The sequence below is a fragment of the Aureimonas populi genome, from assembly GCF_017815515.1.
In the GTDB taxonomy this organism is placed as follows: Bacteria; Pseudomonadota; Alphaproteobacteria; order Rhizobiales; family Rhizobiaceae; genus Aureimonas; species Aureimonas populi.
This window is the reverse complement of record NZ_CP072611.1, coordinates 754,239-768,772: the sequence shown is the minus strand read 5'-3', so window position 1 is coordinate 768,772 and position 14,534 is coordinate 754,239. Positions and strand designations below refer to the sequence as shown.

Here is a 14,534-nt window from a genome sequence, read left to right as displayed (position 1 = left end):
GCTCGCGCGCCCTTCGAACTTCTGCCGGCGCTGTCGCCATCCCGCATTCGGCCGCCGGCGCGTGAAAACAAAGCCCACGGCCAAGCCCCCTGCCTGCCTGACCTGCGCGTGGACCTTCAGGCCCTGCCTGCGGGCAGACTTGCGCAGGGAAAGGTCAGCTCAGGAGAAGATAGGCGACAAAGCCCCAGAAGACGGCACAGATTGCCAATCCGATCATCAGCCCCCGAAATGCGCCGAGCCGGCTCGATACGCGCCTGGAAGCGCGCGCGCCCGCCTGCTGGTCCGAGGTGGACGAAGGCTTCGTGTTCAGGACCGCGGACGGTTCGAACGTTTCTCTCCCGACGGTGGTTACCACCTTGCTCTCCGTTCCAGATCAGACCCGACACCCTGCACTGCGCGGCGAGTGAAGGTGATCCAACAGTGCGCTGACTTAAGCCTTTACTACTATAGGACGGCCCCCGCCTCGAAAAAAGCGGAAAGCAACCCGTCATCGTCAACAGATGTTGAACAGGCTCTTTCAAGAATTATTTGCCTCAAATTCGAGTCACAACGACCCGGCGACAAATCGGGTTCCCTCGGCGCCGCGGCTGTCAGGCGAAGCAGGCGGGCCGAAACGATCCGTCGCGAACGGGCCGATCCGTCCTTAACGGCTGCCTATAAGGAGGAGCACGATATGGTGAGCCTCGAGCGCCATTCTTAGCTGCCGTGAAGGAGCTTGCGGAGATCGGCGACGACGGTCTGTCGTACGGATCGGCGTCGCTTGCTTCGACGGGCGATTGCTACAGGGCGGCACCACCGCGAGGAGGGTCTGTGCGCTGTCCCCGAAGGGCAGTCTGCCCACTTTATAGGCGGGCTTAGCCTATAATCGTTTCTTGTATAGAAGATTCGTTGAAATACGATGATCCCGGACGGCAATGCCTGCCGCTCCCCCGACGACGCCGCCCTGGTGAAGGGCGAAGCCTGCCCGCGGCGTGCCCCGCTCAAGTCAGGAACGATTGGAGATGCCCTTGTCCGTCAGAGCCTTCGCTGCCGCCAACGCCATCCTTCTGGCGTCGGCCGTCATGCCCGCCCATGCCGTCGACTGGGACATGTTCGTGGTCTGGCCGGACAACAACTACCATTCGCAGAACGCGATGCGCTTTGCCGAGGAGGTGGGGCGCGTGACCGGCGGGGAGGTCAACATCACGGTCCACACCGGCGGAACGCTCGGTTTCCGCGGGCCGGAGGTGCTGGGTGTGGTGCGCGACGGCATCGTGCCGATCGCCGACATGCTCCTCAACCAGCAGGTAGGCGAGGAGCCGTTCTTCGGGCTGGAATCCGTGCCCTATCTCGCCCGCAACTTCGAGGAGCTGGCGATCCTGGAGGAACTGGCCTGGCCGATCTACGAGGAGCTGGCGGCCAAGCACAACCAGAAATTCCTCTACACGACGCCCTGGCCCGGCCAGGGGCTTTTCACGCGCAACGAGGTGACCGAGGCCTCCGACATCGCCGGCATCACCATCCGCACCGTGGACCGGAACGGCACGGAGTTCTTCACCGCGCTGGGCGCCTCTCCGGTCCAGTTGCCATGGGGCGAGGTCGTCTCGGCGCTCGCCTCCGGCGCCATCAATGCCGTGACCACATCCTCGGCCTCCGGCGTCGACGGTTCGTTCTGGGAATTCCTCGGCTATTTCAACCAGATCAACTGGCAGGCCTCGCCGAACGTCATCACCGTCAATCTCGATGCCTGGAACGCGCTTTCGCCCGAACACCAGGAAGCCATCGAGACCCTGGCGGGCGAATTGCAACCGCAGTTCTGGGATGTCGCGCGGCAAACCGACCTGGAGATGGCCGAGCGGCTTGCCGAGAACGGGATGACCGTGACCCAGCCCTCGGATGAGCTCTCGGAGGAACTGCGCGCCGCCGCCCAGCCGATATGGGAGGACTTCATGGAAGCCGTGCCCGAGGGGCGCGAGGTGATCGAGGCCTATACCGCCAGGCTCGCGCAGTGAGCGAGCCGCGCGTCCTCGAAACGCAAGGCGCGCGTGCCGCGCCCTCCTCGGCGGCTGTGGCCGTGACCGGCGCCTGCGACTTTCTCGCGGGCGTGGGCGCCGTTCTGGGCGCCTTGTGCATGGCCGCCATGTTCCTCCTGATCTTCGGGGAGGTCCTCTCGCGCGCCTTTCTCGGCCGCTCGATTCACTTTTCCTGGGAATATGCCGGCTACTCGATCGGCGCGGTGGTGTTCCTGGCCTCCGCCACCGCCCTGCGGCGTGGCGTCCATGTGCGGCTGACCCTTCTCATCGACAATCTGCCCCGGCGCCTGCGCGCCGTGGGCGAGGCGGTCGCGACGCTGATCGCGCTCGCGATCATGCTCGTCGTCACGAGCGCGCTGTTCACCATGGTCTCGACCGCCTGGGTCTCCGGTGCGGCCTCCCCCACCTACATGCGCACGCCCCTGTACATCCCGCAGGGGCTGATGCTGCTCGGGCTCGTCATGCTGGACTTGCAGCTCGTCGGCCGCCTGTTCCTGATCCTGCTCGGCCAGCCTACGGAGACCAAGGTTTCCACGCTGATGGCCGACCACTAGAGAGCCACGCCTCATGGCGCTTCCCATCGGCACCGTCCTCGGGCTTATGGCCCTTCTCCTCACCTCCGGCGTCTGGATCGGCATCGCGCTCCTGGGGGTGGGCGCGGGTTCGCTGGCGTTGCTGCGCTCCATGCCGGTCGACCGGCTGCTCGGCCAGATCACCTGGAATTCCGTGACGAGCCCGGAGCTGGTTGCCCTGCCTCTCTTCGTGCTCATGGCCGAGCTTCTGTTCCGCACGCGGCTGTCGGAGCTTCTGTTCTCCGCCCTCGTGCCGTGGACGCAGCGCCTGCCGGGCCGGCTGCTGCACGTCAACGTCCTCGGCTGCACGCTGTTCGCCACCATCACCGGCTCCTCGGCCGCCACGACGGTGACGGTCGGCAAGATCACCGCGCACCAGCTCCTCAAGCGCGGCTACGACAAGGATCTGGTGATGGGCTCGCTGGCGGGCGCGGGAACGCTCGGCTTCCTGATCCCGCCCTCCACCATGATGATCATCTACGGCGTCCTGTCGCAGACCTCGATCATCCGCCTTTTCATCGCCGGCATCGTTCCGGGGCTGTGCATCGCGGCGCTCTACATGGGCTATCTCGGCGCGGTGGCCAAGCTGCGTCCGGGCGTCGTTCCCGACGACCATGCCAGCTACAGCTGGGGCGAGCGCCTGCGCGCGGCGCTGGGCATCCTGCCGATCGCGGGGCTCATCGTGATGGTGATGGGATCGATGTATGCGGGCCTCGCCAGCCCCTCGGAGGCGGCCGCCGTCGGCGTGTTCGGCGCGCTGGCGCTGGCGATCGCCCAGCGCGGACTGACGCTGAAGGGCCTGTGGGAGGCGCTCGTCTCCGCCGCCTGCACCACGAGCATGATCGGCCTCATCATCGCCGGGGCCATGTTCCTGTCCACCGCCATGGGCTTCCTCGGCATTCCGCGCGCGGCGGCCAACGCGGTGGAGGCGCTGGGTCTGTCGCCCTTCATGCTGATGGTGGTGCTGCTGGGTGTCTACATCGTGCTCGGCTGCGTCCTGGAGGGGCTCTCGCTGATGGTCATGACGCTGCCCATCGCCCTGCCCATGGTGGTGGCCGCCGGCTACGACCCGATCTGGTTCGGCATCTTCCTGATCCTGGTGATCGAGCTGGCCCAGATCACGCCGCCGGTCGGCTTCAACCTCTTCGTGCTGCAGAGCCTGACGGGCGAGCCGATCTACCGTATCGCCCGGGCGACCTTCCCTTTCTTCGTGATCATGGCGCTGTTCACGATCTTCGTCTCGGCCGTGCCGGAGCTGGTGACGTGGTTGCCGGACCGCATGGCGGCGCGAAACTGAGGCCCCGCGAGCACGAAAGGCGCTCGGTCGAGTTGAGCGGAGCCACCGTTGCCCGCTGCGATGACGGGCTCGGCGAAGCGCGGGCCGGTTCGGCCTGCAAAGGCCGGGCGAGGAGGCCCATCCATCTTGACTGCCTCGATGGCGGCCGGCACAGGCCGCCTGTGGGCCGGCCCGCGCGCGGGGCAGGGCGCTTTCACCTTCCGCAAGGGCCGGACGATCAGCGCCCGGCCCTTCTCGATCGGCATCTCGGTTCGTTCCCGGCCGCCGCGAGGTCGCGCGCATGAGGCGGATCGGTGGCGCCTCATGCCGCATCTCCTGTGGCAGCGGACTTAGACGCTTCGGATCAGGCCGCCGTCGATGCGCACCTGCGAGCCGGTGACGTAGCTTGCCCGCTCGCTGGCGAGGAAGGCGACGACGTCCGCGAATTCCTGCGGGTCGCCGTAGCGCCCGGCGGGGATCGTGGCCCTGGAGGCCTTCTCGACCTCGGCGAGGGATTTGTCGGTGCGCCTGGCGGCGGCCTCGTCGAGCTGGCGCAGCCGGTCGGTGGCGATGCGGCCGGGCAGGACGCAGTTCACCGTCACCCCGTCGCCCGCGACCTCGGTCGCCAGCGTCTTGGCATAGCCCACCAGCGAGGCGCGCAGCGCGTTCGACATGCCGAGATTGGGGATGGGCTGCTGCACGCCCGAGGACACGACATTGACGACGCGCCCCCAGCCGCGCTGGCGCATGGCCGGCACCAGATGGCCGGTGAGGGAGAAGATCGAGCCGATCATGGTCTCGAAGCTCTGCTGCCATTCCTCGGCGGAGACGTCCAGAACCGAGCCGGGGCGCGGGCCCCCGCCATTGGCGACGAGGATGTCGATGGCGGTCCGCCCGCGTTCGCCCAGCGTCCCGATCGCGGCCGCCACGCCCTGCGCATCGGCAAGGTCGACGAGAAGCGTGGAGGCGCCGGCCCCGCCGCTCAATTGCGCCGCCGCCGCCTCGAGGCTCTGCGCGTTGCGCCCGCCGAGCACCACATGCGCCCCCTCGGCGTGGAGCGTGCGGGCGATGGCGTTGCCGAGCCCGCGTGTCGCGCCCAGCACCAGGGCGCGCTTGCCGTTCAGTCCAAGATCCATGGGGTCAGTCCTTCAGTTTCGTGTCGAGGCGGGCCATCAGCTCGTCGAGCTCCTGGATGTCGCGCGGATTGAGCTTGGGCCCCGGGTGGCGCACATGGGCGGTGGCGATGGCGCCGCGCCGGCGCAGGATCTCCTTGCGCACGGCGAAGCCGAAGCCGAGCTGCTGCTCATGACGAAGGATGGGCAGATAGCGGTCGAAGACGTCCTCGGCGCCCTCCTTGTCGCCGTCGAAGAAGCGCCGGCACACCTCCACCAGCATCTCGGGATAGGCAAAGCCGGTCATTGCGCCGTCCACGCCCCGGCGCAGCTCCTGCGGCAGATGGAGCCCGCCATTGCCGACGAGGATGGAGATGCGCCGGCCCTCGCCCTTGTCGGAGCGCTCGCGCAGCTTCGTGATCTTGGTCAGCCCGGGCGATTCCTCGTGCTTGAGCATGACGAGGTTGGGGAAGGCGTCGATCAGCCGGTGCAGCACCGCGACCGAGGTCCACACGCCCGTCGTCTGCGGATAGTCCTGGTAGCAGACGGGAATGCCCTCGAGGCGCGAGAGCACGGTCTCGAAATAGGCGTAGACCTGATCGTCGGTCCTCAAGCCCGGGATGGGCGCGACCATTACGCCGGCCGCGCCCGCCTCCATCGCTCCCTGCGAGAAGCGCACGAGATTGTCGGTGCCGGGATTGCTGGCCCCCACGATCACCGGCTTCGCGCCGCCGATGCGCTTCAGGTAGCGATGAAGGAAGAGGCGCGATTCATCGGGCGTGAGCTTGGTCGCCTCACCGAGGATGCCGAGGATGGTGAAGCCCGTGACGCCCTTATCGAGGTAGAAGTCGGCGAGGCGGTCGGTGCTGGCGAGGTCCAGCGACCCGTCCTCGCCGAAGGGGGTGGGGGAGATGACGTAGACCCCGCGGGTCGATTCGTTGATCCGTTCGGCTGCCATGGTCACTCCTTATGGCGTCTTCATATGGCGGAAAGCATCGCGATGATGCTCTTCTTCACGTTTTCGACATGCGCCTCCACCATCGCGCGGGCGCGCCCGCGCTTGCCGGCGCGCAGCGCGGCGATGATGTCGAGATGCTCCTGGTGCCCCTTGCGGAACCGCTCGGGAATGCGCTCGAGGTTGAACATGTACGTCTTCAGCCGCAGGTCGCCGATCATCCGGGCGAGCAGCGCGTTGCCGCTATGGGTGGCGATCGCCCCATGCAGCATGTCGTCGATCGCGCGGTGCTCCTCCACGCCCGGCGCGTCCTTGGCGACCAGCCGCGCGATGGCGCTCTCGGCGGCGTCGAGCTCGGCGGCGGGGATGCGGCCCGCGGCCAGCGCCGCCGCCTCGCCTTCCAGGATGCGACGCACGTTCAGCGCCTCGATCACTTCGCGCGTGGAGAGGCCGCGCACGACGAGGATGCGCCCCGCGTCGCGGCTGGCCATGCCCTCCGTCTCCAGCCGGTTCAGCGCCTCGCGCACCGGCGTGCGCGATACGCCCAGACTCTCGGCGATCCGGCGCTCCTGAAGCACGGAGCCCGAGGGCAGTTTCCGCTGGAGGATCATGTCGAGAAGCGTCTGGTAGACGCGTTCGCCCAACTGCCCGTCTCCCTCGCGGGGAAGGGCGGAGGGGGCCACGCTCGCTTCGGTCGCACCGGACATGGAACGCCTCCCCGCCGAATTCATCCACACCTTGATTGTTTATCGGTATACCAGTGGAGTTCAAGTGCCATGCCGGCATTTTTAATGGGGCGCGGCACGATGCACGCTGATAGGCAGGCGGAGAGATGGCCATGATGCACCCGGCCGTCGACCGCCCGTTGCTTCGACCGGGGAGCGAGGGCGCGCGCCTCTCCCGGAGGCCGTGGGCCGTCGCATCTATGCCGTGGTTGGAATGCGCGCGATGACCTTGATTTCGACGTCGAAGCCCGCGAGCCAGTTGACGCTGATCGCGATCCTGCTCGGATAGGGTGGGCGCGAGAATATCTCGTTCTTCACGGCCATGACCCCGAAGTGCAGCGGATCGTGCTTCTGGACCGTCCCGCTTTCCTCGGCGATCCGTCGCAATGGCCAAGCCAGAACGCCTGTCTCCAGATGACGAAGCAGGCGGTCGCCGGGCTGGTCTTCGAGGGCGCCATGAAGCCTGTCGATATCGAGGCCGCCGCCCGCCTTCTCAACGGCGCTGCGCTCAATGCGGCCCTCCGGGTGGCGGCCAGCGAAGATCCGCAGTCCGTCCTGCCGAAGGCCATCGAAGCGTTCTGCCTCATGGCGGCGGGCCTGCGGGCCGAATAAGGTTGAACCTGGCGGGGGTGAGGCCGTCGAAGGCCGGACATGAGGCTCGCTGACCGCCGCCGGCTTTCCTGCCTGCCGTTCGTTCGCCGCTTTTGGCGCATCTCATGGCCCTTCACCGCCTTGGAGGAAGGCGGCGCAGAAGACGGGAGGCTACTGCGATGACAAAAGGGTTCAGTCCATCGGGGCCGAGGCTCGGGATGGCGATGCGTTCGCCCGTCCTGGCGGGCGTTCTCATGCTCTCATCCACGCTCGCCTTCGCCCAGGGAGCCGAGCGCGACGAGTTCTTCTGGCTCGGCGAGATCAACAAGGCGACGACGGTCATCAACAGCGAGGAAGGGCTGCTGGACGAGGCCTTGGTGCCGGGTATCGCGGCGGCGTTGGCGGACGTCATCGAGAATGGTTCGCAGGCTGGCGCCGAGCGGCCCTCGGCCGTCATCCGGTTCGAGCCCCTGCTGATCGAGGCGGGCGGGGCGGAGGTGACGCTGCTCCATGCGGGCCGCTCCAGCCAGGACATGCACGCGACCTACCGGGCCGCGATCCTGCGCGAGAAGCTTCTGGAACTGGCGGGGCAACTGAACACCACGTCCCGCACGCTGGTGGACCTTGCGGCGGGGCATGTCGAGACGATCGTGCCGAACTACACGAACGGCGTGGCGGCCCAGCCCAACAGCTTCGCCCACTATCTCCTCGGCCATGCGGCGGGCCTCGACCGGGACGCGCAGAAAATCCGCGAGGCTTATGCGCGGGTGGACCGCTCCCCCATGGGAACGACGGTCCTGAACGGAACGGGCTGGCCGCTGAATCGCCAGCGCATGGCCGACTATCTCGGCTTCGCGGCCTTGGTCGACAACGCCTACGACGCCTCGCAGATCTCGTCCATGGACCAGCCGGTCGAGGTCGCCTCCATCGTCACGTCGGTCGCCCTGCACACGGGCAACTTCATCGAGGACGTGCTGACCCAATACGCGCAGACGCGGCCCTGGATTCTGCTGGAGGAAGGGGGCGGGAACACCTTCGTCTCCTCGGCGATGCCCCAGAAGCGCAATCCGGGGCTGCTCAACGATACAAGAAGCGACGCCTCCCATGCGGTCACGCTGGCCATGGGGCCGGTCCTGCAAACGCACAACATCACGCCGGGCATGAGCGACCCGAAGGATGTCGGTGCCAATTCGCGGATGGTGGATGCCGGCATCCAGGCGCTGGCGGGGCTCGACAGGGTCCTGAAGGCGCTCGTCATCAGCCCGGAGCGGGCGCTGGAGGAGCTGAACAGCGACTGGACGGCCTCGCAGGAGATCGCCGACATCCTGATGCGCGATCACGGCCTGCCGTTCCGCGAGGGGCATGAGGTGGCCTCGCAGATCGTCGGTTTCGCGCGGGCCGAGGGCATCGGCCCTCTCGACTTCCCCTATGAGGAAGCCCGGCGCATCTACGCCGTGACGGTGGAGGACGACCCGGACTATCCTCGTGAACTTCCCTTGAGCGAGGAGCAGTTCCGGGCGGCGCTCGATCCGGTGGCCATCGTCAACAATCGCGCGACATCGGGCGGCCCGCAACCGGCGGAGGTCGAGCGGATGATCGCCGAAGCGAGAGAGCGTCTTCAGGCGCAGGAGGAATGGATCGCGGCACGGCGCGACCACATCGACTCGTCGCTGGCGCAGCTCGATCGCGACTTCGGCGCCCTGCTTCCATGACGGGCGAAGCGTACCGCGTGAAGGCGGCCGGATGCCGGAGCGGAACCGCTAGCTGCCGGGGTCCTCGTAGGTGATGGTGACGCTCAGCGTGTCGGTATAGGTGCCTGGCGCGGCACGTTGAGGCGGGACGCGGCCGTATACGGGGGCCGAGACCCGCTGCCCGGTACCGGTGCCGGTGGCCAGCGTCCCGGCGGCGTCGCCCCAGGGCTGGGAGCGGCCGGCGTCCTGATAGATGCCGTAGCGCACCTCGTTGGCGCCCGAGCGCATGATGCGGCGTTCGGGGTCGCTCGCCCCGCTCAGCCCGCCGCTCAGGCTCACCGTATAGGGCGTGCCGAGCGTGCAGGTGATGCCGATGCCGCCCACGGCGTCGATAGGGCTTTCGATCAGGCCGTGATGGCCGAAGGCGATGTCGCTGGTTTCGACGAGGCAGTTCTCGGGCACGACGGCGCGCGCCTCGAAGGTCAGCGGAAAGCTGGACCCGAAAGTGGCGAGGCAATCGAGCGAGTCGCCCTCGGCCGCGAGGTAGAAGGCGTCGAGGCCCGAGAAGGAGGAGCCGTAGGCACCCGCCACGGCGTTCGGCTGGCCCGCGAAGGCGCGGGCATAGAGCGTCATCCGCCCGCTGGCGCGCCCGTTCGCGGCGGGCATGACGACGGCCTGCGGGCGCCCGAGCGCGGAATTGTCGGAGCTGCCCCAGCCCACGCTGTGGGCGGGATCGGCATAGATCTGGTAGGCGAGCGCCGCGCCCGAAGCGGTGCGCATGTGCCGCTGCCCGTTGCCGGCCCCGCCCGAGCCCGCGCCGATATGGACGCACACGGTGACGCTCGTGGCGGAGTCCGAGACCTGGTCGCAATCGACGGCCACCGTGCCGGCCGTGTCCACCGCCTGGCCATAGAGCGTGTCGACCGCGCCGAAGTTCAGGCTTTCCACCGAGACGTTGCAGGAGGCTGCCCGCGCCGGCCCGCAGAGCAGCAGCAGAAGGGGCGCCAGAAGCGCGAGCCCGGCGAGGGCGGCCCGGCCGCTCACGCCCGCGCCGTGCACGTCACGCCCCGGATGGAGACCTGCGCTCCGCCCTGCGGGCTGTAGGGGAATTGCGCCAGGCAGCGCCGGCCGTCGAGGCGCTCGATGGTGACGCTGTTGGTGGGGGCGAGGTTTTCCAGATAGGCCTCGCCGTCATAGCCGATCATGAACGCGGCGTCGCCCATATGCCCGGTGGCGCCCAGCTCGATCGGGTTGCCCGCCTCGTCGCGAAAGCTCACCAGCGCGGAGGCCGAGGCGGCGGCGCCGCCGAAGGTGACGACCACGCCGGAGCGATCGGCCGGGGTCACGATCTCGCGCGTGCTGTCCAGTCCCGTGTCGAGCGGCAGGTCGCGCGGGTCGATGGAGATGCGGTTGTCCTCGTAGGAGCGCAGGCCCGGCACGAGCAGCTTGCCGCCCTTGCCGGTGCGCCCGACCGGCCGGTTTTCGTGCTCGACGAGGACATCGGGCACGCCGACATCGACCACCGCGAAACTGTCGTGGATCGTGTTGGCGAAGAAGATGTCGCGGTCGGCCAGCACCACGGCGCCGTCCATCTGGCCCGTCGCGCGGACGTCGCCGCCCCTCTGCTCCAGCCCGGCGCGCATCTCGGCGGCGCTCGCCTTGTAGCGTCCGCGCGCGGCGCGGCGCGCGCTGGGGCCGCCCTCGCTCATGTCGATCTGCCAGCCATAGTCGCCCACCTCGCGCCCGCCATTGCGCGCCAGGCTGAGGCCCGCCACCAGCTCCTCGCCATTGGAGGTCACGGAGCTGGACGCGCTGTAGCCGTCGCCGAAGGAGATGTTGAGCCCGGCATAGACGCCGAAATCGCCGCGCTCCAGATCGGCGAAGCCGGAGGCGAAGACCGTGCTGCGGCGGGGCAGGGACCGGCTGTAGGACAGGCCGAGCACATTGGCGACCTCGCCCTCGAAGGTTTCCGTGCGGGTGAAGCTGACATTCACGCTGCTCGGATCGACGATCAGCGGCAGGGTGGCCGAGGCCTGCGCCACCGATTTCAGCCGCCCGGCGGAGAGCGGGAACAGGCCGTCATCGGCCTTCTGCGCCGCATCGATGATGGAGGCGATATCGTGATAATCGTCGAAGCTGGCTTGCGCGCGCGCCTGGAGCTTCACCGCGCCGAGCTGCGTCTCGGCCGAGGCGTTGGCCTGGTAGCCGGTGCCGAATTTCGAATGGCTGCCCGAAAGGGCGAGCGAGACGGTGCCGAGCGAGCGCACGGCGGCCACGATCCCCGCGCCGCCATTGGCCAGATCCGCGCCCCCTTCCAGATGCCCTTCCAGCGTCAGCCCCTCGTTCAGCCCGTAGCGAACCGAGCCGGAGCCCATCGGCCGCTCGTCATAGCCCATGGACTCCACGCCGAAGCCCGTGCGCCCGAAGCCGATCTCGGCCGAATAGTCGAACAGGCCCGTCGCCAGGAGCTGGCTGGAGGCGAAGAAGGCGGATTCGCTGGTGGTCTCCTGCCCGCTGGCGTCGCGCACCACGACCCTTGCCGTGCCGGCGCCGGTGACGACGGGCAGGTTGGTGAGCCGGAACGGGCCGGGCTCGATCTCGCGCGAGAAGCGGCGCGCGCCGTTCACGAAGACGTCCACCGTGGAGGGAAGGGCGGCGCTGCCCGAAAGGCCGGGCACGGCCAGGGTCACGAGATCGGGCCGAAGGTCGAAATTGCGCTGCACCTGCGCGCCGGCCAGCCGCGCCGGGCGCGTCCAGCTCAGGCCCCCGGTGATGAGGTCGCCCAGCCTGTACCGGCGCATGGTCTCGGGGTCCGAATAGGTCCAGCTCGTGTCGAGGCGCGTGGAGCGGTAGGCGTCCTGGCGCGCCGCGCTGGCCACGAAGGTCTGCTCGAAGACGCCGTAGGGCGAGAAGAGGCGGCCCTCGAAGGCGCCGGATGCACCCTGGAAGGCGTGGATGTCCCCGATCCCCCCGTCGCCGCTCGAGGCGTAGAGGCTGTAGTTCATCAGCATCCCCCAGCCCGAGCGGGGCGCCGCGCGCGGCTCCTGCTCCTCCTTCGGCCCTTTCGAGGCGTCGATGACGCGCGTCACGCGCTGCGCGTCGCCGGCGCTGAAATGCATCGACTGCGTGGCCTCGTCGTAGACTGCGACGACCTCGGCCAGCCGGTCGAGATGAACCAGCCCGTCATCGCCCAACGCGGCCTCGGCCGGCAGGAGGCCCACCGCGCGCAGCTCGTCCTGCGCCAGCGCGAAGCCGCCCTGCGGCAGGGGCGTGAAGGGCACGACCTTGCGCGTCGAGGTGCCGTTCACGAAAACCTCGAGGTAAAGCTCCGCCGCCGCGCCCGTCGGCATGTCCATCGGGTCGTAGGGCACGTCCATGGGGTCGAGGGCGGGCGCGCCCGCGACCGGCAGGTCCATCGGATCGACCGGCATCGCCGCGGCGAGGGCCTGCCCGCCGAGGGGGGCTGCCCCGAAGGAGAGGATGGCCACCAGCACGAGGCCGATGGCGTCATGCTGGCGGACGTCAGCGGCCCTCGAAGACCACCGGGATCGAATGTCGCACCAGAACATTGACCGTCCCTGCTTTCATCCGTGAGGGATCGGGCAACTCGTCGACCAGGAGGCGGTAGCGCTCCTGCGCCTGCACGGGCCGGTCCGAGACGCGCACGACGCGCACGAGGTTTTCCGTGCCCGGTCGAAGCTGGGTCATCGGCGGGCTCGCCACCACGTCGCGCGTGGGCTCCAGGCGCTCCTTGCCGCCGACCATCGTCGCCTTGAAGACGCGAACCTGGACGCTGATCGGCTCCCGGTCGTTGTTCCAGACGCGAACGCTGGACGCGGCGTTGCCCGCCGGCAGGTTCAGGCCCGTGGGGGCGACGCGCAGGGAACTGGCCCCCGCCGTGCCGGCGACGAGGCAGGCGGCAAGGACCGCCGCCGCCGCAGTGAGATGGCGCATGATGCTGCTCCGGAGTTTGGGCCGAGCCGGCCGTCAGTAGGTCAGCGTGACCGTGACCGTGTCGGTGTAATTGCCGACCACCGCGGACTGCGCGGCCGGCACGCGGCCGTAGACGGTGATGGTCTCGGCGGCGGCGGCTGCTTCCACCTTGGTGCCGTTGGGGTCCTCGGAGAAGAGCGAGCTGAAGCCCGCATCGGAATAAAGCGAGTAGCTCAGCGTATTGGTGCCGCTGGTCAGCGTCCGCGTGCCGTCCGTCGTGGCGGCGAGCGACACGTGATACTGCGTGCCGGGCGTGCAGTTCACCGAGAGGTCGGCGGAACCCTGGCTGTCCGCGGTCGCGACATAGGGACCGAAGGCGAGCGCGCCCGCCGTGATCGTGCACGAGGACTCTACGGTAAGCGAAACGTTAAGGTTGTCGTTCACATCCACCGCGCCTGCGGCAGAGTAGGACAGTGCAAAAGCAAAGGAGGCGAGGGACGTGGTCCGAAAAAGCCGATTCATTTGATTCTCGCTGGGTACTTTAAGCTTCTCGATACCCGAAGCCGGAGGGCTGGCCCTGGAAGAGGACTTGCATCAGCGCCCCCAAGACCTAGCTGCTCGACTATGAATCATTCGTAAGTCCGGCCGTTCTTTTGACGTTTTTGTCTGCGTGTCAAACAGCCGCGCCTTCGCGGCCCCGAGGGCGGGCGGCACCCGCCCTCACGCATCGCGCGATCCTGAGGTCCGCGCCGTCCCGTCCGTCCTCCACTCTGGAAAGGCGTTTCAGGCGCGCAGGCGCGCCATGCAGTGGACATCCTCGAAGGCGCCGTTCCTGAAGGTGGCGGCCTTGTGGGTGCCCTCGATCTCGAATCCGAACTTGCGGTAGAGGGCGATGGCCCGCTCGTTGTCGGTGAAGACCGTCATCTCTATCCGCGTGACGTTGAGCCAGTTGTCGGCCGTGTCGATGATCGCTTCCATAAGGCGCGAGCCGATCCCCCTGCCGTTGAAATCCTCATGGACGGCGATCCAGAACTCGGCCGCGTGCGCCCGCCGCCCGAAGAAGGGGCGCAGGGCGGCCGCCCCGACGACGCGGCCATCCAGTTCCGCCGAGAGATTCAGCACACGGGGAGAGGAGGGCTCCAGCCATTTCCTGACGGTCTCGAAGGATTCATAGGGAAGCGCCAGGGTGCCGGAGCGGAAGGCGGGTTGATTGTAGATGACGAATATGTCCTCGGCGTCTTCAATGCTCGTGGCGCGTATCTTGACGTTCATGTTCTCTTCCAACGAATTCATTTTCTTCGATCCGAACAAAGTATCGTTTTCGCCTTGCACAGCAGGAAGGCACGAGAACGGATGCCACGGCGGCGCCCGTTTCAGGCACGATCCGATTTCTCGTGGCAAATGCTCATACGACTACGTCCCTGCGGATGGCCCGTATCCAGTCCTCTATCCTTATTCCTGCCCATCAGATCATCGAAGGCGCACAAATGAACAATTGATGGCCATGGTATGGAAAAAGGCAAATGACCGCCTTTCGAGTCTGGAATACTTCTAGACTGTCATCATCTTCGCTCCGAATCCTCCTTAATTCTGCCAGCCATCTTTTAATATGACTCGCTTCGTCATATTTGTTCCGCGGATGGAGGGGAGTCAATGAGTGGCCAGAA

13 protein-coding genes and 2 pseudogenes are annotated in these 14,534 nt (G+C 67.6%); 5 read left to right on the top strand and 10 right to left on the bottom strand.

The genetic code is table 11. From position 1 onward, the window contains the following. Positions 1–154: 154 nt before the first annotated feature. Entirely contained in the window at positions 155–355 is a 201-nt protein-coding gene (locus tag J7654_RS03585; protein ID WP_209738282.1) for a hypothetical protein, read from the bottom strand. Between the two features lie 652 nt (positions 356–1,007). On the opposite strand from J7654_RS03585, the gene J7654_RS03580 reads away from it, so the two are divergent. Genes J7654_RS03580 through J7654_RS03570 form a run of 3 tightly spaced genes read left to right on the top strand, consistent with a single transcriptional unit; the run spans position 1,008 to position 3,881 of the window. Next, the gene (locus J7654_RS03580) at positions 1,008–1,991 is read left to right on the top strand and encodes a TRAP transporter substrate-binding protein (RefSeq protein WP_209738280.1); all 984 of its coding nucleotides are present in this window, start codon (positions 1,008–1,010) and stop codon (positions 1,989–1,991) included. Beyond that, a complete protein-coding gene (locus J7654_RS03575; protein WP_209738278.1) occupies positions 1,988–2,566 on the top strand; it encodes a TRAP transporter small permease in 579 nt (192 codons plus the stop codon). The genes J7654_RS03580 and J7654_RS03575 overlap by 4 nt, the downstream gene beginning before the upstream one ends. Before the next feature lie 13 nt (positions 2,567–2,579). Beyond that, entirely contained in the window at positions 2,580–3,881 is a 1,302-nt protein-coding gene (locus tag J7654_RS03570; protein ID WP_209738276.1) for a TRAP transporter large permease, read from the top strand. Positions 3,882–4,210: 329 nt separating this feature from the next. On the opposite strand, the gene J7654_RS03565 is transcribed toward J7654_RS03570, so the two are convergent. From J7654_RS03565 to J7654_RS03550, 4 genes and pseudogenes are all read right to left on the bottom strand, one after another. Further along, on the bottom strand, positions 4,211–4,996 hold the full coding sequence (locus tag J7654_RS03565) for an SDR family oxidoreductase (RefSeq protein WP_209738274.1): 786 nt from the start codon (positions 4,994–4,996) through the stop codon (positions 4,211–4,213). A 4-nt stretch (positions 4,997–5,000) separates the two neighbouring features. Continuing rightward, positions 5,001–5,930, bottom strand: a complete 930-nt coding sequence (locus tag J7654_RS03560) for a dihydrodipicolinate synthase family protein (protein WP_209738272.1) — start codon at positions 5,928–5,930, stop codon at positions 5,001–5,003. Between the two features lie 20 nt (positions 5,931–5,950). Continuing rightward, complete coding sequence (locus tag J7654_RS03555) at positions 5,951–6,634, bottom strand: GntR family transcriptional regulator (protein WP_209738270.1); 684 nt, start codon at positions 6,632–6,634, stop codon at positions 5,951–5,953. 216 nt (positions 6,635–6,850) lie between these two features. Continuing rightward, positions 6,851–6,979 (bottom strand): annotated as a pseudogene (locus tag J7654_RS03550) (RidA family protein); the annotation flags it as partial. On the opposite strand from J7654_RS03550, the pseudogene J7654_RS03545 reads away from it, so the two are divergent. Together J7654_RS03545 and J7654_RS03540 are read left to right on the top strand one after the other, a co-directional pair. Beyond that, positions 6,977–7,264: pseudogene (locus J7654_RS03545) on the top strand (TetR/AcrR family transcriptional regulator); the annotation flags it as partial. The pseudogenes J7654_RS03550 and J7654_RS03545 sit on opposite strands and share 3 nt — an antisense overlap. A 203-nt stretch (positions 7,265–7,467) precedes the next feature. Then, complete coding sequence (locus J7654_RS03540; protein ID WP_245195620.1) at positions 7,468–8,955, top strand: argininosuccinate lyase; 1,488 nt, start codon at positions 7,468–7,470, stop codon at positions 8,953–8,955. Between the two features lie 48 nt (positions 8,956–9,003). Here J7654_RS03540 and J7654_RS03535 read toward each other — a convergent pair whose 3' ends face one another. The 5 genes from J7654_RS03535 to J7654_RS03515 form a co-directional block, all read right to left on the bottom strand. After that, positions 9,004–9,978, bottom strand: coding sequence for a Csu type fimbrial protein (locus J7654_RS03535; RefSeq protein WP_209738267.1), 975 nt, complete (start codon positions 9,976–9,978; stop codon positions 9,004–9,006). Next, positions 9,975–12,503 (bottom strand): fimbria/pilus outer membrane usher protein, encoded by a 2,529-nt coding sequence (locus J7654_RS03530; protein WP_209738265.1) that lies wholly within the window; start codon positions 12,501–12,503, stop codon positions 9,975–9,977. The genes J7654_RS03535 and J7654_RS03530 overlap by 4 nt, the downstream gene beginning before the upstream one ends. Then, a complete protein-coding gene (locus J7654_RS03525; protein ID WP_209738263.1) occupies positions 12,457–12,888 on the bottom strand; it encodes a fimbrial biogenesis chaperone in 432 nt (143 codons plus the stop codon). Before J7654_RS03525 ends, J7654_RS03530 begins: the two co-directional genes overlap by 47 nt. Positions 12,889–12,921: 33 nt before the next feature. Then, positions 12,922–13,311, bottom strand: a complete 390-nt coding sequence (locus tag J7654_RS03520; RefSeq protein ID WP_209738261.1) for a Csu type fimbrial protein — start codon at positions 13,309–13,311, stop codon at positions 12,922–12,924. A 339-nt stretch (positions 13,312–13,650) separates the two neighbouring features. Further along, positions 13,651–14,139, bottom strand: coding sequence for a GNAT family N-acetyltransferase (locus J7654_RS03515; protein WP_209738259.1), 489 nt, complete (start codon positions 14,137–14,139; stop codon positions 13,651–13,653). Between the last annotated feature and the right edge of the window lie 395 nt (positions 14,140–14,534).